The 22,733-nt window shown below is 70.1% G+C and carries 18 protein-coding genes; 9 read left to right on the top strand and 9 right to left on the bottom strand.

The window, feature by feature from the left end; translation table 11 throughout:
• Positions 1-33: 33 nt before the first annotated feature.
• From ACTWQF_RS21715 to ACTWQF_RS21700, 4 genes are all read left to right on the top strand, one after another.
• Positions 34-1,194: a 5-(carboxyamino)imidazole ribonucleotide synthase gene (locus tag ACTWQF_RS21715; RefSeq protein ID WP_443281278.1), complete on the top strand. Its 1,161-nt coding sequence runs from the start codon at positions 34-36 to the stop codon at positions 1,192-1,194.
• 72 nt (positions 1,195-1,266) lie between these two features.
• Positions 1,267-1,785 (top strand): 5-(carboxyamino)imidazole ribonucleotide mutase, encoded by a 519-nt coding sequence (gene purE / locus ACTWQF_RS21710; protein WP_443281421.1) that lies wholly within the window; start codon positions 1,267-1,269, stop codon positions 1,783-1,785.
• A complete protein-coding gene (locus ACTWQF_RS21705; RefSeq protein WP_443281277.1) occupies positions 1,782-3,002 on the top strand; it encodes a dipeptidase in 1,221 nt (406 codons plus the stop codon). The genes purE and ACTWQF_RS21705 overlap by 4 nt, the downstream gene beginning before the upstream one ends.
• Before the next feature lie 134 nt (positions 3,003-3,136).
• Positions 3,137-6,433 carry an amidohydrolase family protein gene (locus ACTWQF_RS21700; protein WP_443281276.1) on the top strand — a complete coding sequence of 1,099 codons (3,297 nt, stop codon included), beginning with the start codon at positions 3,137-3,139 and terminating at the stop codon, positions 6,431-6,433.
• A gap of 60 nt (positions 6,434-6,493) precedes the next feature.
• Here ACTWQF_RS21700 and ACTWQF_RS21695 read toward each other — a convergent pair whose 3' ends face one another.
• Positions 6,494-7,660 (bottom strand): acyl-CoA dehydrogenase, encoded by a 1,167-nt coding sequence (locus ACTWQF_RS21695; RefSeq protein ID WP_443281275.1) that lies wholly within the window; start codon positions 7,658-7,660, stop codon positions 6,494-6,496.
• 184 nt (positions 7,661-7,844) lie between these two features.
• On the opposite strand from ACTWQF_RS21695, the gene ACTWQF_RS21690 reads away from it, so the two are divergent.
• Positions 7,845-9,188 carry a UDP-glucose dehydrogenase family protein gene (locus tag ACTWQF_RS21690; protein WP_443281274.1) on the top strand — a complete coding sequence of 448 codons (1,344 nt, stop codon included), beginning with the start codon at positions 7,845-7,847 and terminating at the stop codon, positions 9,186-9,188.
• Between the two features lie 40 nt (positions 9,189-9,228).
• On the opposite strand, the gene ACTWQF_RS21685 is transcribed toward ACTWQF_RS21690, so the two are convergent.
• Positions 9,229-9,774: a CGNR zinc finger domain-containing protein gene (locus ACTWQF_RS21685; RefSeq protein WP_443281273.1), complete on the bottom strand. Its 546-nt coding sequence runs from the start codon at positions 9,772-9,774 to the stop codon at positions 9,229-9,231.
• Between the two features lie 123 nt (positions 9,775-9,897).
• Here ACTWQF_RS21685 and ACTWQF_RS21680 point away from each other — a divergent pair, with 123 nt between their 5' ends.
• Positions 9,898-10,281: a VOC family protein gene (locus tag ACTWQF_RS21680; protein ID WP_443281272.1), complete on the top strand. Its 384-nt coding sequence runs from the start codon at positions 9,898-9,900 to the stop codon at positions 10,279-10,281.
• Between the two features lie 108 nt (positions 10,282-10,389).
• Here ACTWQF_RS21680 and ACTWQF_RS21675 read toward each other — a convergent pair whose 3' ends face one another.
• Positions 10,390-11,661, bottom strand: a complete 1,272-nt coding sequence (locus ACTWQF_RS21675) for an LCP family protein (protein WP_443281271.1) — start codon at positions 11,659-11,661, stop codon at positions 10,390-10,392.
• Positions 11,662-11,790: 129 nt separating this feature from the next.
• Here ACTWQF_RS21675 and ACTWQF_RS21670 point away from each other — a divergent pair, with 129 nt between their 5' ends.
• The gene (locus ACTWQF_RS21670) at positions 11,791-12,327 is read left to right on the top strand and encodes an acyl-CoA thioesterase (protein ID WP_443281270.1); all 537 of its coding nucleotides are present in this window, start codon (positions 11,791-11,793) and stop codon (positions 12,325-12,327) included.
• 46 nt (positions 12,328-12,373) lie between these two features.
• Here ACTWQF_RS21670 and ACTWQF_RS21665 read toward each other — a convergent pair whose 3' ends face one another.
• Positions 12,374-13,792, bottom strand: coding sequence for an LCP family protein (locus ACTWQF_RS21665; protein WP_443281269.1), 1,419 nt, complete (start codon positions 13,790-13,792; stop codon positions 12,374-12,376).
• A gap of 192 nt (positions 13,793-13,984) precedes the next feature.
• Between ACTWQF_RS21665 and ACTWQF_RS21660 the strand changes: the two genes are divergently transcribed.
• Positions 13,985-15,040, top strand: coding sequence for a glycosyltransferase family 2 protein (locus tag ACTWQF_RS21660; protein WP_443281268.1), 1,056 nt, complete (start codon positions 13,985-13,987; stop codon positions 15,038-15,040).
• A gap of 88 nt (positions 15,041-15,128) precedes the next feature.
• Here ACTWQF_RS21660 and ACTWQF_RS21655 read toward each other — a convergent pair whose 3' ends face one another.
• The 5 genes from ACTWQF_RS21655 to ACTWQF_RS21635 all read right to left on the bottom strand — a co-directional run bounded on the left by ACTWQF_RS21655 (position 15,129) and on the right by ACTWQF_RS21635 (position 21,331).
• A complete protein-coding gene (locus tag ACTWQF_RS21655) occupies positions 15,129-16,886 on the bottom strand; it encodes an LCP family protein (RefSeq protein WP_443281267.1) in 1,758 nt (585 codons plus the stop codon).
• A 70-nt stretch (positions 16,887-16,956) separates the two neighbouring features.
• Positions 16,957-18,774: an LCP family glycopolymer transferase gene (locus ACTWQF_RS21650; protein WP_443281266.1), complete on the bottom strand. Its 1,818-nt coding sequence runs from the start codon at positions 18,772-18,774 to the stop codon at positions 16,957-16,959.
• Between the two features lie 147 nt (positions 18,775-18,921).
• Positions 18,922-20,073 (bottom strand): LCP family protein, encoded by a 1,152-nt coding sequence (locus tag ACTWQF_RS21645; RefSeq protein ID WP_443281265.1) that lies wholly within the window; start codon positions 20,071-20,073, stop codon positions 18,922-18,924.
• Between the two features lie 158 nt (positions 20,074-20,231).
• Complete coding sequence (locus ACTWQF_RS21640) at positions 20,232-20,987, bottom strand: TIGR03089 family protein (protein ID WP_443281264.1); 756 nt, start codon at positions 20,985-20,987, stop codon at positions 20,232-20,234.
• Positions 20,988-21,082: 95 nt separating this feature from the next.
• Positions 21,083-21,331: a hypothetical protein gene (locus ACTWQF_RS21635; RefSeq protein ID WP_443281263.1), complete on the bottom strand. Its 249-nt coding sequence runs from the start codon at positions 21,329-21,331 to the stop codon at positions 21,083-21,085.
• Between the two features lie 31 nt (positions 21,332-21,362).
• Between ACTWQF_RS21635 and ACTWQF_RS21630 the strand changes: the two genes are divergently transcribed.
• Positions 21,363-22,565: an N-acetylmuramoyl-L-alanine amidase gene (locus ACTWQF_RS21630; RefSeq protein WP_443281262.1), complete on the top strand. Its 1,203-nt coding sequence runs from the start codon at positions 21,363-21,365 to the stop codon at positions 22,563-22,565.
• The last annotated feature ends 168 nt before the right edge of the window (positions 22,566-22,733 follow it).

Genomic DNA, 22,733 nt, shown 5'->3' with positions numbered 1-22,733 from the left:
GGAGCGCTCCCCTGGGCCCCGTACCCTGGAACCGTGACATTCCCGGTAGTCGGCATGGTCGGCGGCGGCCAGCTCGCTCGTATGACGCACGAGGCAGGCATCCCGCTCGGCATCAGATTCAAGCTCCTTTCCGATACGGCGCAGGACTCGGCGGCACAAGTGGTCAACGATGTTGTCGTTGGTGACTACCGAGATCTGGACACGCTGCGGCGCTTCGCCGAGGGCTGCGATGTGATCACCTTCGATCACGAGCATGTGCCCACCGAGCACCTTCGCGCGCTGGAGGCGGACGGCATCCCCGTCCGCCCGGGCCCGGGAGCGCTCGTCCACGCGCAGGACAAGGGCGTGATGCGCGCCCGGCTCGCCGAGCTCGGGGTGCCCGCGCCGCGCAACCGGATCGTGAGCGGTCCGGACGACGTCGCCGCGTTCGCGGCGGAGGGCGCTGAAGGAGAGGACCGCGGCTTCCCCGTGATCCTCAAGACGGTGCGCGGCGGCTACGACGGCAAGGGCGTATGGGTGGTGCGCGGCGCCGAGGACCCGATCGCGGCCGAGCCCTTCAAGGCGGGCGTCCCCGTGCTCGCCGAAGAGAAGGTCGACTTCGCGCGCGAGCTGGCCGCGAACGTCGTCCGCTCCCCGCACGGACAGGCCGTCGCCTACCCCGTCGTGGAGTCCGTCCAGGTCGACGGCGTCTGCGACACCGTGATCGCCCCCGCGCCCGAGCTGGCCGAGGACGCCGCGCTGCGCGCCCAGGAGATGGCGCTGCGCATCGCGCACGAGCTGGGCGTGGTCGGACATCTGGCCGTCGAGCTGTTCGAGACCAAGGACGGCCGGCTGCTCGTCAACGAGCTGGCCATGCGGCCGCACAACTCCGGGCACTGGACCCAGGACGGCGCCGTCACCTCGCAGTTCGCCAACCATGTGCGGGCCGTGCTCGACCTGCCGCTGGGCGATCCGCGCTGCCGGGAGCGCTGGACCGTGATGGCCAACGTGCTGGGCGGTGACTACCCCGACATGTACGCGGCGTATCTGCACTGCATGGCGCGCGACCCCCAGCTCAAGATCCATATGTACGGGAAGGACGTGAAGCCCGGCCGCAAGGTGGGGCACGTCAACGTCTACGGGGACGACCTCGCCGACGTACGGGAACGCGCAGCGCACGCCGCGGGATACTTGCGGGGCACCATCGCGGAGTGAGCGTCCCGCTGAGCCGTTTCTCTCTTTCTAGGAGCCGCATTGAGTACAGCCAGCCCTCTCGTGGGGATCGTCATGGGGTCCGACTCGGACTGGCCCGTCATGGAAGAGGCGGCCAAGGCGCTGGACGAGTTCGAGGTGCCGTACGAGGTCGATGTCGTCTCCGCGCACCGGATGCCCCGCGAGATGATCGCCTACGGCGAGGACGCCGCCGACCGCGGCCTGAGGGCGATCATCGCGGGCGCCGGCGGCGCGGCACATCTGCCGGGCATGCTGGCCTCGGTCACCCCGTTGCCCGTCATCGGCGTACCCGTGCCGCTCAAGTACCTGGACGGCATGGACTCGTTGCTCTCGATCGTGCAGATGCCCGCGGGCGTGCCGGTCGCCACCGTCTCGGTGGGCGGAGCGCGCAACGCCGGGCTGCTGGCCGTACGGATGCTCGCCGCGCACGAGGCCGGCGAACTGCGTGAGAAGATGCGCGACTTCCAGCAGGAGCTCAACGCGCAGGCCACCGAGAAGGGCAAGCGGCTGCGTGCCAAGGCCGCCGGGGAGACGGGGTTCGGCTTCGGCAGCCCGGCGGGGGGCAACCGGTGACGCCTGCCGACGGCCCCGGGCGCCGACCCGACAGCCCCAACCTGGAGCGCGCCCGCGCGCTGCTGACCGAGCACCCTGTCGTGGACGGCCACAACGATCTGCCGTGGGCACTGCGCGAACAGGCGCACTACGACCTCGACAAGCTCGACATCTCCCAGGACCAGCGCGAGAAGCTGCACACCGACCTCGCGCGGCTGCGCGCGGGCGGCGTCGGGGCGCAGTTCTGGTCCGTCTACGTCCCGGGCGAGCTGACCGGGGACGACGCGGTGAGCGCGACCCTGGAGCAGATCGACGCCGTACGGCTGCTGGCGGCGCGCTACCCCGACGACCTCCAGTTGGCCTTCACCGCAGAGGACGTGGAGGCCGCCCACGCCCAGCGCCGCATCGCCTCGCTGATGGGCGCCGAGGGCGGGCACTCGATCAACAACTCGCTGGCCGCGCTGCGCGCCCTCTACCAGCTCGGGGTGCGCTATCTGACGCTCACCCACAACAACTCGCTGGACTGGGCCGACTCGGCCACCGACGCATCGCGCGCGGGCGGGCTGAGCCGCTTCGGCGAAGAGGTCGTCCGCGAGATGAACCGGCTCGGCATGCTGGTGGATCTCTCGCATGTGGCGGCCGAGACGATGCGGGACGCGCTGCGGGTGACCGAGGCACCCGTGATCTTCTCGCACTCCTCCGCGCGGGCCGTCTGCGACCACCCGCGCAACATCCCCGACGACGTGCTGGGCCGGCTTCCCGCCAACGGCGGCGTCGCGATGGCCACCTTCGTGCCCAAGTTCGTCCTCCCCGAGGCGGTGGCCTGGACCCGGGCTGCCGACGAGAACATGCGCGCGCACGGCCTGGACCATCTGGACCTGAGCGACGAGGGCCGCAAGGTGCAGCGCGAGTTCGAGCAGGCCAACCCGCGGCCGGTCCCGGACGCCGGTACGGTCGCCGACCACCTCGACCACATGCGCGAGGTCGCCGGTATCGACCACATCGGCATCGGCGGCGACTACGACGGCACCGCCTTCACCCCGGCCCAGCTGGAGGACGTCTCCGGCTATCCGCACCTGGTGGCAGAGCTGCTGGACCGTAAGTGGTCCGAGACGGATCTGGCCAAGCTCACATGGTCCAACGCCCTGCGGGTGCTGCGCGAGGCGGAGGAGGTGGCCCGGACGCTCCAGACGCAGCGCGGGCCCTCGATTGCCACGATCGGTCAGCTGGACGGCTGACGGGCTGAACTGGCGTCAACTCCCTGGGCACTGCGGCATCGCGGCAGCGGGCCCCGAGGCGGCGAGCGGTCTTGACCTTGCCCCCGGGGCCCGCGAGCATCAGCGGGCCCACTCCTTGTGTCCAGGGAGGACCATTGGCCACCTCGGAACCGTCCGGCTCGCACACCACTCCCGCAACTTTCTCCTCCTCCGATTCCTCCGGCGCCCTCGCCCGGCGCCGTCTCCTCAAGGCATCCGCCGCCGCGGGCGGCGCCCTGGCCGTGGGAGGCACCGCCCTCACGGCCCCGGCCGCCGCCGCACCAGCTCCTCCGGCCGCCGACCTCGCGAAGGCCGCCACCAAGGCCCGCACCGTCTCCTTCTCCGCCGCCACCAACGGTGCCGCAACGCTCGTGCCCGGCGCCGACCGGTTGATCGCGGAGATGCAGAACATCCTGTGGTCCATCCCCCGTTCGGGAGGTGCCGCCCGCGCACTGACCGTCCCGGGGCTGGAGCCCACCCGTCCCGTACTCGCGCCCGACGGCAAGACCGTGGCCGCGTGCGCCTACCACGACGGCGGCTTCCATATCTGGACCCTGCGCCCGGACGGCTCCGGCCTGAAGCAGCGCACCGACGGGCCGTGGGACGACCGCGGCCCCGCCTGGTCGCCCGACGGCAACCGGATCGCGTTCGCCTCCGAGCGCGAGGGCGACCCGGTCAAGGGCAGCCCGTACCGCATCTGGGTGCTGGATGTCCGCACCGGCGAACTGACCCGCATCACCGGCCGCAAGGGCCAGGAAGGGCCGCTCCAGGACGGCGCCTGGGAGGACTTCGACCCGGCCTGGTCACCGGACGGTGAGCGGGTGCTGTGCGTACGCGGCAGTGTCGTCAAGGGTGAGACCGGGCCGCAACTCCAGGCGCGCACCCTGGTCTCCGTCGCCGCGGACGGCTCCGGAGACGTCCGCACCGAGCACGAGGACGGCACCGAGGGCGTCTCGCTGATGACGCCCGCCGTCTCGCCCTCCGGCAAGGTGGCTTACCTGCGCACCACTGCCGCCCCCAAGGCGTCCTGCACGCTGGTCGTCGAGGGGAAGGCCGTACGGATCGAGGGCGACCTGGCGCCGGTGCCGCCCCGCTGGACCGACCGCGAGACGCTGCTGCTGACCGTTTCCGGCACCTTCCGGCTGCTGCGCCCGGCCCGCCCCGAGTCGGCCGAGCGCATCCCCTTCACCGCCGAACTCCCCATCCAGCGGCCCCGCTACCGCGTCAAGGACTACGGTTTCGAGGCGCCCGGCAGCCACCGGGTGCGCGGGGTGCAGCAGCCCGTGCTCTCCCCGGACGGCAAGCACCTCGCCTTCGTCGCCCTCAACGCGCTCTGGCTGGCCCGCACAGACGGCGGAGGCCGCCCCCGCAAGCTCGTCCAGGCGCCCGAGTCCCGCTACATCTGCGCGCCCTCCTTCACGCGGGACGGCAAAGCGCTGCTCTACAGCGACGACCGGGACGGACTGCTGGCCGTACGCCGTAGAGAACTCGACTCCGGCAAGGAGAAGGAACTCGCCGCAGGAGGACGTGTCTTCGGCGCGCTCTCCCCGGACGGCGACAGGCTGGCCTGCCTGGACATGGCGGGCAACCTGCTCGTCAAGGACCTGGCCGGCGGCCAGGAGCGCACCCTGGCCAAACCCCTGGGCGGCGGCGGCATCCCTGGCCCGCCCAGCTGGTCGCCGGACGGCCGCCGCCTGGCACTGTGCGACCGCAACCGGCTCAACTACCGCTTCCGCGAGGGCTACAACCTCATCCGTGTCCTCGACGCCGACAGCGGCGCTGAGGCCCTACACCCCCTCGCCCCGCACGCCTCACTCGCCGACCGCTACGCCGCCGGGCCCGTCTGGTCACCGGACGGGAAGTGGATGGCGGCCGTGTCCGAGTCGGCACTGTGGGTGCTGCCCGTACGCGAAGACGGCAGTCCGGCGGGGGAGGCCCGCCGGCTGTCCGACGAGAGCGCCGACCACCCCTCCTGGTCCGGCGATTCCCGCACCCTGCTGTACCTGTCAGCGGGCAAGCTGCGGCTGCGCGATGTGAAGGGTGGAAAAGCGCGCACCGTCCGGCTGGAGATGTCCTGGCGGCGGCCCGCTCCCAAGCAGACCGTCGTGCACGCAGGACGGCTGTGGGACGGCACAGGAGAGGGCGTACGCGAGGACGTCGATCTGGTGCTGCGGGACGGCCGGATCGCCGAGATCGCCCCGCACCGCTCAGGCCGCCGCGCGGAGCGCCGCCTGGACGCCTCCGAGCTGACCGTACTGCCGGGCCTGTGGGACACCCACACCCACCCCTGGCAGACCACCTACGGCGGCAGGCAGACGGTCGCCCAGCTCGCCTACGGCATCACCACAGCCGTCTCCTTCGGGGGCTTCTCCTACGAACAAGCCCGGCTGCGTGAGGCGGTGGCCGCCGGACAGCTGGCCGGACCACGGCTGCTGGCCACCGGCGAACTGCTGGACGGCGCCCGCGTCGCCTACAGCATGGGCAGGGCCCACCGCACGGCCGAGGGGCTACGGCGCTCCCTGGAGCGGGCAGGCGCGCTCGACTGGGACTTCGTCAAGACGTACGTACGCGCATCCGCCACGGCGATGCGCCAGGCGGCGCAGTACGCGCACGAGGAACTCGGCGTCCGCTCCGGCAGCCACCTGTGCACCCCCGGCATACAGGTCGGCCAGGATCTGACGACGCACCTCCAGGCCACCCAGCGGCTGGAGTTCGGGCACGCCACGACCGGCACCGGGCACGTCGACGAGGACGTCGTCGGGATCTACTCAACGCCGGGCGACTTCCACCTCGTCGCCACGCCCTTCACCGCGGCCCCGCTGCTGGGCGCCCACCCGGAGCTGGCCGAGGACGAGCGGGTGACCCGGCTGCTGCCGCCGTGGGACGTGCAGCTCGTACGCCAGGGCGCGGCCACTCCGCCCACCGCGGAGCAGCTGGCCACCCTCGATGTGGAGACCGCCGTCTACCGGCGCGTTCTTGCCGCGGGCGGCATCGTCGCGCTCGGCACCGACCAGCCCCTGGTGCCGGTCGGGCTCCACCTCCACCTGGCGCTGCGCGCCCTGCTCCGCGCCGGGCTCAAGCCGCACGAGGCGCTGCGTACGGCCACTGTGCTGCCCGCCAAGGTGTTCGGCGCCGAGCGCGAACTGGGCACCGTGGAGGAGGGCAAGCTGGCCGACCTCACCCTGGTGGACGGCAACCCGCTGACCGACTTCGACTCACTGGTGCGCACCGTGACGGTCGTACGCGGCGGCGTCCCGTACGAGCAGCAGGATCTGATCGACGCGTACAGCACCGACAAGCAACTGCGCGCACACGGCGACGGACAAGACGAGGCACAGGAGGGACAACAGGAGCACTGGCGGCAGGTGAGCCGCCAACTGCGCCGGGACGGCTGCTGCGACATGGGGCACTGACGTGCGTGAGGGGCCGACGTTCCGCACGTCGGCCCCTCACCGCTGGTCACACGGGACCCCTCACGGCAAGTTGCGCGCCATCACGATGCGCTGCACCTGGTTGGTGCCCTCGTAGATCTGCGTGATCTTCGCGTCCCGCATCATCCGCTCGACCGGGTAGTCACGGGTGTAGCCGTAGCCGCCGAGCAGCTGGACGGCGTCCGTGGTGATCTCCATGGCGGCGTCCGAGGCGTAGCACTTGGCGGCGGCGCCGAAGAAGGTCAGATCCTCCTTGTCGCTGCCTTCGGAGACCCGCTCGGAGCGCGCGGCAGCCGCGTAGGTCAGCTGCCGGGCCGCCTCGATCTTCATGGCCATGTCGGCGAGCATGAACTGCACGCCCTGGAAGTCGCCGATGGGCTTGCCGAACTGCTTGCGCTCCTGCACATACCCCTTCGCGTAGTCCAGCGCGCCCTGCGCGATACCGAGGGCCTGCGCGGCGATGGTGATGCGGGTGTGGTCCAGGGTCTTCATGGCGGTGGCGAAGCCGGTGCCCTCGGCGCCGATCATCCGGTCGGCCGGGATCCGCACGTTGTCCAGATAGACCTCGCGCGTGGGGGAGCCCTTGATGCCCAGCTTCTTCTCCGGAGCGCCGAAGGAGACGCCTTCGTCGTCCTTCTCCACGACGAACGCGGAGATGCCCTTGGTGCGCTTGTCCGGATCGGTGACGGCCATCACCGTGTAGTAGTCGGAGACGCCGGCGTTGGTGATCCAGCGCTTGACGCCGTTGAGGACCCAGCTGTCCCCGTCCCGTACCGCCTTGGTCTTCATACCGCCCGCGTCCGAACCGGCGTCCGGCTCGCTCAGGCAGTACGAGAACATCGCGTCGCCCTTGGCCAGCGGCGTCAGACAGCGCTTCTTGAGCTCCTCCGAGGCGGAGAGGATCACCGGGAGCGAGCCGAGCTTGTTGACGGCCGGGATGAGGGAGGAGGAGCCGCAGACCCGGGCGACCTCCTCGATGACGATCACGGTGGCCAGCGCGTCGGCGCCCGCGCCCCCGTACGCCTCCGGCACGTGCACCGCGTGCAGGTCGTTGGCGACCAGCGCGTCCAGCGCCTCCTGCGGGAACCGTGCCTCCTCGTCCACCTCGGCGGCGTACGGCGCGATCTTCGCCTCGGCGAGCGCGCGCACCGAGTCGCGGAGCATCTCGTGCTCCTCGGACGGCCGGTAGAGGTCGAAATCAGACGCCAAGGTGTCTCACTCCTTTGAGAGCATGCGGAATGCCTGCGGGGGTGCCTGTTCGGGGATTGCTAATTACCGTTAAGTAACCCCGATTTTAGTGGTCTGGGGCTCCCTGGGGGTACGTGAGGTTCACGACAGCGGAGGCCCCGTTATGCTCGCGGACAGCGTTCCGCCGTCACAAGGAGCTACCCGCATGGCCTCGCCCAAGATCACCGTGATTGGCCTCGGCTATCTCGGCGCCACCCACGCGGCCGCCATGGCCGAGCTGGGCTTCGAGGTGCTGGGCCTGGATGTCGTCCCGGAGAAGATGCGCAAGCTGGAGCAGGGGCAGACGCCCATGTTCGAGCCGGGCCTGGAGGAGCTGCTGCGGGCCCACGTGGCCGGCGTCGAGGGGTCCACCGGGCGACTGCGCTTCACCGACTCCTGGGAGGAGATCGGCGCCTTCGGTGACATCCACTTCGTATGCGTCAACACCCCGCAGAAGCACGGCGAGTTCGCCGCCGACATGAGCTACGTCGAGCGTGCCGTCGACTCCCTCGCGCCGCATCTGCACGGGCCCGCGCTCGTCGTCGGCAAGTCGACCGTTCCGGTCGGCAGCGCGGAGCGGCTCGCGGCCCGGATCGCCGGGCTGGCGCCCGCGGGCGAGGAGGCCGAGCTGGCCTGGAACCCCGAGTTCCTTCGGGAGGGCTTCGCCGTCAAGGACACCCTGCACCCCGACCGCCTCGTCGTCGGAGTCGGCGGGCCGCGCGGCGAGGGGCTGCTGCGAGAGGTGTACGCACGGCCCATCAGCGAGGGCACGCCGTTCCTGGTCACCGACTTCCCGACGGCCGAGCTGGTGAAGACCTCCGCCAATTCGTTCCTGGCCACGAAGATCTCCTTCATCAACGCCATGGCCGAGGTCTGCGAGGCCGCGGGCGGCGACGTCGTGAAGCTCGCGGAGGCCATCGGCTACGACGACCGCATCGGCCGCAAGTTCCTCCGCGCCGGGATCGGCTTCGGCGGCGGCTGCCTGCCCAAGGACATCCGCGCCTTCATGGCCCGCGCCGGTGAGCTGGGCGCCTCCGAGGCGCTCACCTTCCTGCGCGAGGTCGACTCCATCAACATGCGCCGCCGCGCCCAGATGGTCGAGCTGGCGCGCGACGCGCTGGGCGGCGCGCTGCTGGGCAAGCGCATCGCCGTCCTGGGCGCCACCTTCAAGCCCGACTCCGACGACGTACGCGACTCGCCCGCGCTCAACGTCGCGGGCCAGCTGCACCTCCAGGGCGCGCAGGTGACGGTGTACGACCCGAAGGGGATGCAGAACGCGCGGGCCGTCTTCCCCACGCTGGGCTACGCGGACAGCGCCCTGGACGCCGCCCGCGGGGCCGATGTGGTGCTGCACCTGACGGAGTGGTCCGAGTTCAAGGAGCTCGACCCGGCGAGGGTGGGCGAGGTCGTCGCCACCCGCCACATCCTCGACGGCCGCAACACCCTGGATCCCGTTCTCTGGCGCAAGGAAGGCTGGACCTTCCGCGCCCTCGGACGGCCCACGCTGTGATCCCGCACACCCACCCCTGAAGGCGCCCCCTCTCGGAGTGCTATCGAGCTCGGCGCGCTCGATAGGTGCGCATTTTCGCGCGGCTGCCGCAGACGGCCATGGTGCACCAGCGGCTGCGGCCGGCCGGGCTGCGGTCGTAGTAGACCCATTGGCAGTCGTGTGCTTCGCATGCCTTCAGGCGCTGCCAGGTGCCGTCGCCCGCCGCGGTGGCGATCCGGGCGGCCAGATGGGCGGTCAGCGCTGGGAGGCCCGCGAGGCCCGGAGCAGCCGCCAGTACGGCCTCGCCCTGCGCACCGATCCGCAGGGCGAGCGGTGCCGCGCGCAGGCGCCGCTCCAGCGCTTCGGCCGCTTCCGGCGGCACCGGAGCGCCCGTATGGGCCAGACAGGCGGCACGCAGCGCCTCGCGGAGCTCACGCAGCCCCGCCAGATCGGGTTTGCCCAGCCGGAACCGCGTCAACTCGTGGTCGTCGGCGAACCGGTCCAGATCCTCCGGCGTGGCGAGGCGGTCCGTACCGGACTCGATGTCCAGGGTGTTCGCCAACTCCTGCACCAAAAGGAGTGATTCCGGCGCTTGTCTGTCTCCCACTCTTGCGACGTTACCGGTCTATGGCCATCATGAGGTAACCGAAGCCGTTACCCCTAGAAGTCCTATAGCGGTAACCACCGCGCCCGCAGCCGCAGACGGCGAGCGACCGAGAGAGGATTCACGATGGCCATCCCCAAGATGGGCGTTGTCGTGCTGGACTGCCCCGACACCGGGCGTCTGGCTGAGTTCTACGCACAGATGCTGGGCTGGAAGGTCGACCCGGACGGCGACAGCGAGTGGACGGAGGTGCTCGACGAGGACGGCCGCAGGCGGCTGGCGTTCCAGCAGGCGCCGGGGTTCATCCCGCCCCAGTGGCCGAGCGAGGAGCACTCGCAGCAGTTCCATCTCGACCTGGACGTGCCGCGGGCGCGGATCGAGGAGGCCGAGCAGGAGGTGCTGGCCCTGGGCGCGCGGCTGCTCCAGGGCGACGGGGACGGTGCGCGCGACTGGCGCGTCTATCTCGACCCGGCGGGGCACCCCTTCTGCCTGTGTCTGTGCGACCGCTGAGCCGGGCGGGAGCAGCAGCCGGAAACACTGCGGCCAGGCCCCGTATGCAGGGCCTGGCCGCACAGTGCTCGGATCACATGCCGCGCCTCAGCGGTGCGCGGTCGCGCCTCAGCGGTCGGACGTCACCGTGACCTTCTCGTCGTTGTTGAGCTGGCTGACGAGCTGCTTGACCTTCGCCTTGTCCCACTGGAGATTGCCGCCCGGCGCCGAACCGGAGATCGGCATGTTCATCGACTTGCCCTCGCCGCCCGAGACGCCCTTCATGGCCCAGAACATCGAGGCGACGTTCCACAGGCTCATGTCCTTGTCGACCTTGAGGGTGTCCAGGCCGGCGCCCATCGTCGGGTAGAGCTTGAACGGGTTGAGGATGGTGCTCGGCGTCGCCGTCTGGTTCGCCAGCGCGGAGAGGAACTTCTGCTGGTTCTTGGTGCGGTCCAGGTCGCTGCCGGGCAGCGCGTACCGGGTGCGGACGAACGCGAGGGCTTCCTGACCGTTGAGGGTCTGCTTGCCCTTCTTCAAGTCGGCGCCGGACTTCTCGTCCTTGATGTCGCGCGGAATGTCCATCTCCACGCCGCCGACCGAGTCCACGATCTTCGCGAAGCCGCCGAAGCCGATCTCCGCGTAGTGGTCGATCTTCAGCCCGGTGTTGTGCTCGACCGTACGGACGAGGAGCTCGGGCCCGTCCATCGCGTAGGTCGCGTTGATCTTCGTGTGCTTGCCCTGCGCCGCGTAGTGCTTGCCGGAATCGGAGCCGGTGAAGGAGGGAATCTCGACGTCCGAGTCACGCGGCAGCGAGATCATGGTGTTCCCGCTGCTGCCGACGTGCAGGATCATGATCGAGTCGGTACGGCCCTCGTCGGTGGGCCCGCCGGTGTGCAGCTTCTGCTTTTCCTCGTCACTCATGCCTTCGCGGCTGTCCGAGCCGACGATGAGGTAGTTGGTGCCGTCACCGCCCTCGGGGCGGTCCTCGACGATGCTGAGATCCACCTCACGGCGCAGCTTGGAGTCGGCCCAGAAGTAGGTGCCGATCGACCATGCGAGCACGACGACCACAAGTGTGATCACCGTCCACTTGGTGCGGCGGCGCCAGTCCGGCCGGGGCCGGTCGTCGTAGTCGCCGCGACCGCCGCCCCGGCCACCGCCGTAGACCTGGCCCTCGCTGTATCCGGAGTCGTAGCCGTCCTGCGGCTGACCGTGGCCGGGGTCGTATCCGGGCCCTCCCTGGCCGTAACCACCCTGACCTGGGCCTCGGGTCTGCGGAGGGACACCGGGGGCCGATGTATGGGGCATGACACGTGTGGGGTCGGGACGGGACGCGTCGCGGCCACGACCTTCCCGGCCCCGCGAGCTGTCGTTCCAAGCATCGGGCCACTCATTCATGCACCGCAGTGTGCCTGCACCCGGACGGAGGAACACAGGGTGGGTACCACTTCGGGGTAAGGCTGTAGCAGTTCTGATGCAAAATGCTTCGGTCTGAGGGGCTTCTTCCCCGCGCATAAGGTGGTGGCCATGACCCACCAGGCGCACACGGCGCACGGCGAGCTCCCGGGCAAGCCGACGGCCGCCTCCCGCACGACCCTGTCCCACATCATGACGGCGAGCGACACCAACCTCCTCGGGACCGTGCACGGCGGCGTGATCATGAAGCTGGCCGACGACGCGGCCGGTGCCGTCGCGGGGCGCCACTCGGAGGGCCCGGCCGTCACCGCCTCCATGGACGAGATGGTTTTCCTCGAACCGGTCCGGGTGGGCGATCTTGTGCATGTGAAAGCGCAGGTCAACTGGACCGGGCGAACCTCCATGGAGGTCGGTGTACGGGTGCTCGCCGAGCGCTGGAACGAGTCGACGCCCGCCACCCAGGTCGGCTCGGCCTATCTCGTCTTCGCGGCGATCGACGAGAACGGCAAGCCGCGGTCCGTCTCGCCGGTGATACCCGAGACCGACGTGGACCGGCGCCGCTACCAGGAGGCGCAGATCCGGCGGACCCACCGGCTGGCCCGCCGCCGCGCCATCAAGGAACTCCGCGCCAGCCGCTCCGCGGGGTGACGCGGCGCACCCCCATGCCGGGTGCGCAAGACACTCTGGACAAGCCTTAGTCGCAGTCGACCTCGTCCCCCCGCATCGGGGCCTCGCCCGGGCTGCTGTTTCCGGCCGGGGGGCGGACGGGGCGCACGGGCTGGTACGGGTCGCCGATCGTGACCTTCATCCGCGCGCCCCGGTGTTCGGCCTTCACCAGCTTTGCTCCGGGCAGGGCGGCGGCCAGGGAACGGGCGGAGCGGTCCCAGCGGGGGTCGTAGGTGATCGTCGTACGGTCGCGCTCGGTGTGCGGGGCGTTGGCGGGGACGCCGGTGGTGGCGAAGCCGATGCCGCGCAGTCTCCGGTCGGTCCGGGCCCCGAGCCCCTGCCGTCCGGTGGCGTTGGCGACCTCGACGCTGATGTTGCGCGGGGCGACGTCGACCTGCGGCCGGCCGCCTCGCCCGGGTGGCGTCGGCGGTGCGGAGAGCGGCCGGTCCTCGCGCAGCGCGTCGAAGAGTTCGGCCGCCTTGCTCGCGTCCCATTTGACCGTCGAGCCGAGGCCGGGCACCTGGTGGTCCGGGTCGGCCAGGGGCACGGAGGCGAACTCCGAGGAGGCCGGGCGGAAGCCGCGCATCGCCTGCCCCAGGGCCATCATCTGCTCGGTGCCGAAGCCCTGGTCGGCGCGTACGGACTCCAGCAGGGTGGCGGCGACCTTGTTGAAGCGCACCGGGTTCATCAGCACCCCGGTGTCGGTGGCCCGCGAGATGAACGAGGCGAGGAAGTGCTGCTGGCGCTTCATCCGGCTCAGGTCCGAGCCGCCGTCCAGATGCCGCGCCCGTACGTACTGGAGCGCCTGTCCACCGCTCAGCTTGTTGGTGCCCTTGGGCAGATCGAGACCCGAGTAGCTGTCCTTGAGCGGTTTGGTCGTACAGACCGGCACGCCGCCGAGCACGTCCACGGTGCTCATGAAGCTGGTGAAGTCGACCTCCAGATAGTGGTCGACGTGCACATCGGTCAGCTTCTCCACGGCCCGTACGGTCAGTGGGGCGCCGCCGGCCGTGTAGGCGGCGTTGAGCTTCGCGGACCGCCCGGTCACCTGTTTGCCGGTTGCGCGGTCCTTGTGCGGGGGCAGCCGGGTATAGGTGTCGCGGGGGAGGCTGACGACGGTGGCGCGGTGCCGGTTGCCGGAGAGGTGTACCAGCAGCATCGTGTCCGTGCAGTCGCAGGCCGTGCCGCCGAGTTTGTATGTCTCCTTCTGGCCCGCCGAGAGTCCGTCCCTCCGGTCGGTGCCGACGACGAGGAAGTTGATGCCGTTGTCACTCTTGGGGCGGCTGTCGAGACCATGGAACGGGTCGACCCTGCGCACGTCCGCGCTCAGCCCCGTCACCATCGCGTGCCCGATGCCGCCGGCGGCCAGCAGCAGCACGGAGGTGCCCGTGGCGATCCGCAGGCCCCAGCGCGGGCCTTTGTGGGGGGAGGAGGCGCGACGAGGCAACGGTGGCCACCTTCCACAGAGGGAGTGTGAACAAGAACAGTACTCAGCGTAACAATTTCGTCACTTAGAGTTCCCACACTGTATGCCGGTACGATCTCCGGATCGTGAGTACACGCCGTCGCGTCCCCGGACCGGCCTCCGGAGGGGCGCGTACGTACGGACAGTTCGCCCGATCGCGGTAACGTGAGCGCCGTGACTCGCGAGAACCGACGTCCTTCCCCGGACTCCTCCCCGGACGCAGCCCAGCCTCCCGTCTCCGTGATCATGCCGGTCCTCAACGAGGAGCGGCACCTGCGCAGCTCTGTGCGGCACATCCTGGAGCAGCGCTACGACGGTGAACTGGAGGTGGTCATCGCGCTGGGGCCCTCCACGGACCGCACGGACGAGATCGCCGCCGAGCTGGTCGCCGAGGACCCCCGCGTGCACACCGTGCCCAACCCCACGGGCCGCACCCCGGCCGGCCTGAACGCCGCGATCAAGGCGTCCCGTCATCCGGTGGTGGTGCGCGTCGACGGGCACGGCATGCTCTCCGCCGACTACATCGCCACGGCCGTACGGCTCCTGCAGGAGACCGGCGCGGCCAACGTCGGCGGCATCATGCATGCCGAGGGCGAGAACGCCTGGGAACACGCTGTCGCGGCGGCGATGACCTCGAAGATCGGTGTGGGCAACGCCGCTTTCCACACCGGTGGCACAGCGGGCGAGGCCGAGACGGTCTATCTGGGCGTCTTCCGCCGCGACGTGCTGGAGCAGCAGGGCGGTTACAACGAGGAGTTCATCCGCGCCCAGGACTGGGAGCTGAACTTCCGCATCCGCGAGGCGGGCGGGCTGGTCTGGTTCTCGCCCGAGCTCCGGGTCTCCTACCGGCCCCGGCCCAGCGTGCGGGCCCTGGCCAAGCAGTACCGCAACTACGGCCGCTGGCGGCACGTGGTGGCCCGCTACCACGCGGGCTCCATCAACCTGCGCTACCTGGCGCCGCCGGTCGCCGTGTGCGCCATCGCGGCGGGCCTCGTGGTGGGCGTCGCCGTCACCCCGTGGGGGCTGCTGGTGCCCGGGGGTTATCTGGCGGCCATCGTCGCCGGTTCGCTGCCCGCGGGGCGGGGACTGCCGCTGAAGGCCCGTGCCCAGATCCCCGTCGCGCTCGCCACCATGCACATGTGCTGGGGGTGGGGCTTCCTGACGAGCCCGAAAAAGCTGGCCCGCAAGGTCATCGCGAGCCGCCGCCAACCGGTTCCCGCAATTCAGTAGCGGACAAACGAAGGTAAGGGGCGCCCTCCCTGGGAGGGCGCCCCTTACATCTGTCCTCTTACGTCTATCCCCGGACACGTGTGGAGCGTCACCACGTGTAGTTCGGGTTGACCTCCATGCACGCCTTCTTGTTGTCCCCCCGCAGCGCGTCCGCGCTGTCCGGTGCCTTCTGGTCGTCCTTCTTGCCGTCGCCGCCCTTGTCGCTCTTGGGGTAGACCGTGCCGTCCCGCCAGTCGGCGCCGACGATGAGGGTGACGCTCTGCACGCCCGTGGAGTGCTTGACCAGCCGCTCGGGGACACCCAGCGCCTTGGCGACGGCCAGGGCGTCGCCGCGCTGCTCCTCGCGCGGGTAGCTGATGGTGGTGTCCGCCCGTGACTGCGGCGTCTGGTCCGCCGTGGCCTGGCTGAAGCCCTTGCGGGCCAGGGCGTCCGCGACGACGCTCGCCCGGCCGGTGACCGGCTGCTGGAGCGCGGTACCGGTGCCGTTCATCACGTTGACCTGGATCTCGGCCTTCGGCTGCGACGGCTCCGTGGGCTGCGCCGACTTGCTGGCCTCCGCCTTCTTCTTGTCCTTGCCGTCCAGCGCCACATCGTTGCGGATGAGGGAGAAGATCTGGTCCGAGTCGTTCTTCTTGGGCAGCACATAGCTGCCGCCGGACCCGTACTCCCACGGCATGGTGGCCATGGTGATGCGCTTGGTGGGTACGCGCTTGAGGTCGTTGCCCAGGTCGTAGAGCTTCTTGACCGAGCCGATGCCCTTGTCGACGGTGAGCGCCTTGGTGGCGGCCTCAGCCAGGCCGCGCAGCTTGCCCGGATCGGTCAGCTTGGTGCCCGCCTTGAGCTGGCGCACCATCGAGTTCATGTACATGTGCTGCGCCTTGGCGCGGCCGATGTCCGTACCGTCGCCGAAGCCGTGCCGGGTGCGCAGCCAGTGCAGCGCCTGCTCGCCCTTGACGACCGAGCTGCCCTTCTTCAGCTTCAGCTTCGACTTGGGGTCGTGGATGTTCTTGTCGACGCAGACCGGGACACCGCCGACCGCGTCGGCCATGGAGACCACACCCGAGAAGTCGATCATCATGAAGTGGTCGACCGGAATGCCCGTCATCTCCTCCCAGGTGGCCACGGTGCATCCCGGGCCGCCGTGCTGGAGGCTGGCGTTGATCCTGTCGGTCGTCTCCGGATAGACCTTCCCGTCGTCCGGGTCGGTGCACTTGGGAATCGTCGTCCTGGTGTCACGAGGCACCGAGAGGACCGACATGTTGCTCCGGTCGGCCGAGACGTGCAGCAGCATCTGTACGTCCGCCAGCGGCGGGCGGTCGCGGTCGGCGCGGGAGCCGCCGAGCCGCACGTTCTCCTTGGAGGCGCGTGAGTCGGAGCCCAGCAGCAGGATGTTCATCGGGGTCTGGCCCGCGGCGTTGGGGTCGGACCGGTGGAGCTTGTTGTCCCCGAGGTTCAGTTCGTCCTTGTTGAGATTGCCGTTGAGGTGTTGGTAGTAGAGATAGCCCGCTCCCGCGGTGCCGAGTATGAGTACCGCGAGGACGGCGGCTGACCAGCGCAGCAGGCGCCTGCCTCGGCTCGGACGCTTGGCCCGGCTCACCGCCGCAGCGCTCTCGCCGGCCTTGCCGGATCCGGCCACGGCGCCGTTCGTGCCCCCGCCGTTCTGCCTGCGCCGGCGACCGCGATCGCCACCGGTCCCGGGCCGGGAAGCGGATACGGATGCGTTCTCGGGGTTCGGGCCCTGCTGCGCCGGGTGCTCCTCGTACAGGCTCTCGTCCCAGCCGCGGTCGGCGGCGGTGGGGGCGCCGCGCTGCGCCCCCCTGCCGCCGTCGGTGTCGTTCTGCCGCACGGGACCTCCCCGAGATGTTCAGGTTGTGCTGCCCTCGGCCGCCTGGCGGGACGTACCGGAGGGGTCGGAGTCACTTCGCACACACTTTCTTGTCATTGGCATTGACCTTCTCGACTCCGGAAGGCGCCTTGTCGGGTGCGCCGAGCGGCTTGCCCGGCGCCGTGAAGTCCCTGCCCAGCGTCAGCGCCATGCTCTTGCCCAGGCTGTCGGACTTCTTCAGCGCGGAGGCCGGCAGCTTCAGCATGTCGGCAAGCCTGGCCGCCTCGCCCTCCTTCGAGGGGGCGAACTCCAGCCGGGTCTTCTCCAGCTCTTGCGGCGCGTTGCCGCCGGACGCCGCGCTGCCCGCGCCCTTGTTCAGCAGGTAGTCTGCTGTCGTGGCCGCCGCGCCGGAGGGCCCGCCACCGTTGAGGATGGACACGTTCACCTTGGACGCGGGGGCCTTCTTCGCCTTCGGCTTGGCCGCTGCCTGCTTCTTGGCCTTCCCCGTCATGGACTTGTCCTGCTGGACCATCTTGAACAGCGGCTCTGCCTTCTGCTTGTTCAGAATGACCGTGGCCGGGTCGTTCGGGTTGTCGATGACCGGAACCGTGGCAAACGTGATGTTCTTGACGTTCACCCGCTTGAGGTCGTTCGCCAGGGCCATCAGCTTCTTGACGCTGCCAATGCCCTCGTCCACCGTCAGCGCCTTGGTCGCCACGTCGCTCAGGTCGAGGAGCTTGGACGGGCTGGAGAGCGTGTCACCGGACTTCATCTTGCGGATCATCGAGCTGAGGAACTGCTGCTGCAGCTTGATCCGGTCCAGGTCGCTGCCGAAGCCCACCGCGTGCCGGGTCCGCACGAACGCGAGGGCCTGCTCGCCCTTGACGGTGTGCTTGCCCGCCTTCAGGTTCAGATGGGACTTGGGGTCCTTTATCGGCTTCCGCGTGCAGACCTCGACGCCGCCGACCGCCGTGGACAGCTCCTTGACGGCGTTGAAGTCCGCCATCATGAAATGGTCGATCTGCACCCCGGTCAGCTTCTCGACGGTGCGCCAGGTGCAGCCCGGGTCCCGCTCCTCCTGGCCCAGGCTGGTGTTGAAACGCACGCCCTGTTCTCCGGGGATGGTCTTCTTGACGCGGCCCTGCTCCCGGAGCTCGCAGTTGGGGATGTCGGTGATCATGTCGCGCGGAATGGACAGCGCGGTGGCGTTGGTGCGGTCCTTGGAGACGTGGAAGAGGAACGTGGTGTCCGCGTGGCCGACGCTGCCCTTGTCCCCGTAGCCGGTGTTGCCCTTGCCCGAACGGGCGTCGGTGCCGATGACCAGGATGTTGACCGGGCCGTTCTTGACCGCGGGGTTGTTCTCACCGACGTCGACCTTGTTTATGTTGCCGTTCAGCCGCTGGTACCAGACGTAGCCGCTGATGCACCCGGCCACCAGCGCGAAGCCGACGATGCCGCCGCCGATACGGAGCGCCTTCTGCTTGCCCGAGAGCTGCCGCTTGGCCTTCCTGCGCCCCCGGCCGCCGCCCTTGCCATCGGCGGAGCCGGCCCGTTCGGCGGCGCGGCCCCGTCGCTGGGAGGGAAGCCGGGACTCGGCGCGCCGCGCCGAGCGGGACCCGGGGCGGTCGCCGGCACGCTCACCGGAGCGTTCCCCGGCGCGGGTACGCGCCCGATCGCCGGCCCGTCCGCCCGGGCGCTCCCCGGCGCCGGGCTCGGCAGGTGTAGTGGCGCTCTCGCCGGGGGAAGTACTTCTCTGGCGCGGGGCGGAGGTGTGGCGGGAGCCGTACCGACTCTGAGAGTCGTCGGCGACGGGGTTCAGTCGCAGCTCGTAGCTGCCGGTGTTCGGGTTGAACACCCACTGATCTGCGGGGTCGACATCTCCCGCATGCCCACGGCCTTGCGCGTCCACGATTGCGAAAGTCCTCCATAGAACCGGCTGCTGATGCCGCCCCGGGGCCGACCGGAGCGCTCACACTATCCGGCAGGTTCTGCGGCTAGCGACGCCGGTGACAAATTCAGTACGACCAGAAACGGTCAATTCGCCTCATTCCCAGCGTCATTCGTTCGCGCAGATGTCCAGGTCCGCCGTCGTCCCGCGGTACGACCCGTCCTGCTTCTGCTTTCCGTCCTCCTTCTCCTCATCCCTGTCCGTCACCCGCACCGGTCGGTCCTCGCGCAGTGTGGTGAAGAGCTCGTCGGCGTCGGGCTGCACCAGCTCGTCACGGTTGATGTCCAGTTCGTACGACTGTCTGGGCACCGTAAGAAAGCGGATGCGGTCTTCCGGGATATCCCGGATGCTCCGCGCCAGTTCGTACAGTTCCGAGAGGGAATCAAGACCGGAATCCGCAGTCAATGACGAGGTCGCAGCATCAAGTACGGGATAGGCCCGCGTCGGGTTCAGTAGTACTCCCTTGCTGCGCACCTTCTTCACCAGAGACCCCAGGAATCGTTGCTGCCGGTCGATACGCTGCGTATCGCTGCCGTTACCCAGGCCGTGACGCGCCCGGACATATCCGAGTGCGTCCTCACCGTCCAGCGTCTGCCGCCCGGCCGGCAGATCGAGCTTCGCCTCCCGGTCGTGCACCGGCTCCGCCAGACAGACTTCCACCCCGCCCACCGCGTCCACCAGCTTCTTGAAGCCGCGGAAGTCCACGACCAGGTGGTGATCGACGCGGATGTCCGTCATCTTTTCCACCGTACGGATGGCGCAGGCCGCGCCGCCCGTCTGGAACGCCCAGTTGAACTGCGCGAACTGTGCGCGGCTGAGCGAACCGTCCGGCCGCCGGCAGTCCGGGATGTGCACCATCAGATCGCGCGGTATCGACATTCCCGTCGCGCTGCGCCCGTCGGCCGCTATGTGCAGCAGGATCGCGGTGTCCGAGCGCTGGCTGCCCTCGTCACGGCCGTAGGCGCCGTTGCCGTTGCCGCGGTTGTCCGAGCCGAGGAGGAGAATGTTGCGCGCCTCACCCGCCGCCCGTGCCGGCACGGGGCGCTCCTTCTCGTACGGCGCCAGCGCCTGTGCGGTGCCCGAGTCGGTACGGATGTTCCCGTCCAGCTTCCGGTAGAGGGACCAGCCGGTGGCGGCGACGGCCAGTACGAGCACCGAGGCGCCCAGCGCGGTCCAGCGCAGCCAGCGGCGCCCATGAGGGCGGGCGGAAGCCGTGCTGGACGCGTCGGGATCGGCTTCGGTGGTGCCGGGGTCGGTCACGGCTGTTCATCCCTCGGGTGGCGGCGACACCGGAGCACACGGAGTACAGGGCGTACACACGTACGGGCGCGCCGGTCACGAAGACAGACGCCCGAACCGCTCGCAAGGTTGTACGGGCCACCGGCCCGCGGGCCAGGGCGCCCGCTCGGCCGGGGACGTCACCCGGCGGTGTGCGTCACCCGCTCGTTCTCCTTGCGCTGCTCGAGAGAAGCGGCGTCCAGCCGCTCCAGCCGCGGTGCGAGCACCACCGACCCGCCCGCCGCCAGCGGCGCCAGCAGCCCCGCGCTGATGCCGTCCCAGCCGTCGTACGGCAGCGCCGACAGCAGCCGCGCACCAGGCCCCAGCCCGCGCGCCGCGGCATCCGCCCGCGCCCGCTCCACCACCTGAGCGCCCGTCAGCTCACTGCCCCCGGACAGCACCAGCGCGGGAGCTTCCGGATCAACGGGAACGTACGGGGCGAACTGGTCGCCCTGTCCCGGTACCTCCACCGCGTAGTCCATGAACCCCTCCGGCGGCTGCGGAAACCGCCCGCCCATCGGCCGCAGGCTGAGGGCCACCCGCTCGCCGGAGCAGGTGCGGGCCGCCTCCAGTGTGTCCGGCCCGCTCACCGCCAGGTCGGCGCGGGCGGCGTCGCCACCCAGCTCGGCGACGACGCCCACCGAGGAGCAGGCCAGCAGCCAGACGGCGGTCTGCCAGTGCGCGGGCAGCAGCAGCGCGAGCCGGTCGCCCGGCTCGGCCGAGAGCTCGTCCTGAAGGAGGTTCGCGGTCTTCGACACCCAGTTGGCGAACGTCGCCACGGACAGCTCGACACGCTCACCCGTGGCGTCGTCGTAGTAGGTCACCAGGGGACGTGACGGGTCATCGGACAGTGCGGTCCGTAGTAGATCGGCGGGGGTGCGAGCGGAGTCGTTCATCCGCGCAAGCGTACGCGGGCGCCCAGCTGGCGGTGCGTCAATAGACAGGAATGATCACATATGTCCATGATCACGGGTATGCGTGCGAATCTGGCTCAATCGATCGGTGTCGCGAGTGCGGCGGCCCTCCTGCTGCCGCTCACCCCCCTCGCCACGGCAGTCGCGCTGTCCCCCTCCACGGCCTCCCGGGCCTCCTCGGCTGCCTCTACCGCCTTGTCGTCCTCGTCCTCCTCCTTGTCGTCGAACTCCCCACCCGCCCCGTCCGGGGTCCCCGGCCACACCCAGTCGCTCTCCTTCGGCGAGTCGGCCGAGGGGTCGGCCGGGGCCCGTGCGCCGGGTGACACAGGCTCAGCGGTACGGCTCGGGGCCCGTACGGTGCGCCCGTACTCCCTGGTGGGCGCCGTCTGGGACCGCGCGGACGAACTGTTGCCAGGGCGCGTCCAGGTCCGCACGCGCAATGCAGACACCGGCCGCTGGTCGGGGTGGCAGCAACTGGACGTCCACCCCGGCGACGCACGGGGCACCGGAGAGGGCCGTCAGGCACGGGGCGCGACGGCCCCGCTGTGGGTCGGGCCCTCCGACGGGGTCGCGGCCCGCCTCCTGCCCGAGGGAACCGCCTCTCACCAGCCGCTGCCGGAAGGGCTCCGGCTGGAACTGGTCGACCCAGGAGCGGGCGAGACCCCCGACCCCGACAAGGCGCCCGGCACAGGCGGAACACCCAAGGACGGGGCACGGGACAACGCGGCGGCCGGTTCCGGCGCCGACGGAGCCGGAACCGGAACGGAACCGGGGACCGGCCCCGGAACCGAACCGGGAACCGATCCCGCGGCCGAGCCCAAGTCGGAGCCCGGAACCGAACCCGGCACCGGGGCCGACACCGGCATCGGCGCCGCGAGCCCCCAGGTCGCGAGCGGCGCCGTACTGCCTGAGCTCTCCAAGGACGCGACCCAGGCTCAGTACCCGACCACCCAGTCGCTCGTCGGTCCCCGCCCGCGCATCGTCACCCGAAAGGGCTGGGGCGCCGACGAGAAGCTCCGCGAGGCCGGATACGCCTACACCAAGACCGTGAAGGCCGCCTTCGTGCACCACACCGCAATGACGAACGCCTACGCGTGCCGTCAGGTGCCCTCCATCATTCGCGCGATGTACCGCTACCACGTCAAGAGCAGCAAGTGGCGGGACATCGGCTACAACTTCCTGGTCGACAAGTGCGGAACCATCTACGAGGGCCGGGCCGGCGGTGTGGCCAAGGCCGTGAGGGGAGCCCACACTTACGGGTTCAACAGAAGCAGCACAGGAATCGCTGTCCTCGGCTCCTTCGACAAGAAGAAGCCCCCCAAGCGCGCCGTCAAAGCCATCGCCCGGCTCAGCGCCTGGAAGCTGGGCCTCTTCGGCGTCAGCGCGGGCGGGAAGACCTGGCTCAAATCCGGCGGCGGCAAGTTCAAGAAGGGAAGCAAGATCAGGTTCCACACGGTCTCCGGGCACAAGGACGGGTATGTCACCGAGTGCCCCGGCGCCCGTCTCTACGGCAAGCTCGGCGTGATCCGCACCGCGGCAGCACGCCTGCAAGGCCGCTGAGTCACCGGCCCGGCCAACGGCTCAGCAGCTGGACCGGTGAACCACCGAGCCGCCGACGGCGTCTGCCGGGGACGGGCGTAAGGGGCCGCCCACGCGTCCGTACGTGTCTGCATACACTGTCCGGCGGCCACCCGAAGGGCGGTCGGCGGACCCCGGCAGGAAGCAGAG

This window comes from Streptomyces sp. 8N114 (genome assembly GCF_052245835.1).
In the GTDB taxonomy this organism is placed as follows: Bacteria; Actinomycetota; Actinomycetes; order Streptomycetales; family Streptomycetaceae; genus Streptomyces.
This window is presented reverse-complemented; position numbering and strand designations above follow the sequence as displayed.

Excerpts from the sequence above, each read along its gene's own strand:
- purE (WP_443281421.1), top strand. The coding sequence starts at position 1,267 with ATGGGGTCCGACTCGGACTGGCCCGTCATGGAAGAGGCGGCCAAGGCG.
- ACTWQF_RS21690 (WP_443281274.1), top strand. The coding sequence starts at position 7,845 with ATGGCCTCGCCCAAGATCACCGTGATTGGCCTCGGCTATCTCGGCGCC.
- ACTWQF_RS21680 (WP_443281272.1), top strand. The coding sequence starts at position 9,898 with ATGGCCATCCCCAAGATGGGCGTTGTCGTGCTGGACTGCCCCGACACC.
- ACTWQF_RS21675 (WP_443281271.1), bottom strand. The coding sequence starts at position 11,661 with ATGAATGAGTGGCCCGATGCTTGGAACGACAGCTCGCGGGGCCGGGAA.
- ACTWQF_RS21670 (WP_443281270.1), top strand. The coding sequence starts at position 11,791 with ATGACCCACCAGGCGCACACGGCGCACGGCGAGCTCCCGGGCAAGCCG.
- ACTWQF_RS21640 (WP_443281264.1), bottom strand. The coding sequence starts at position 20,987 with ATGAACGACTCCGCTCGCACCCCCGCCGATCTACTACGGACCGCACTG.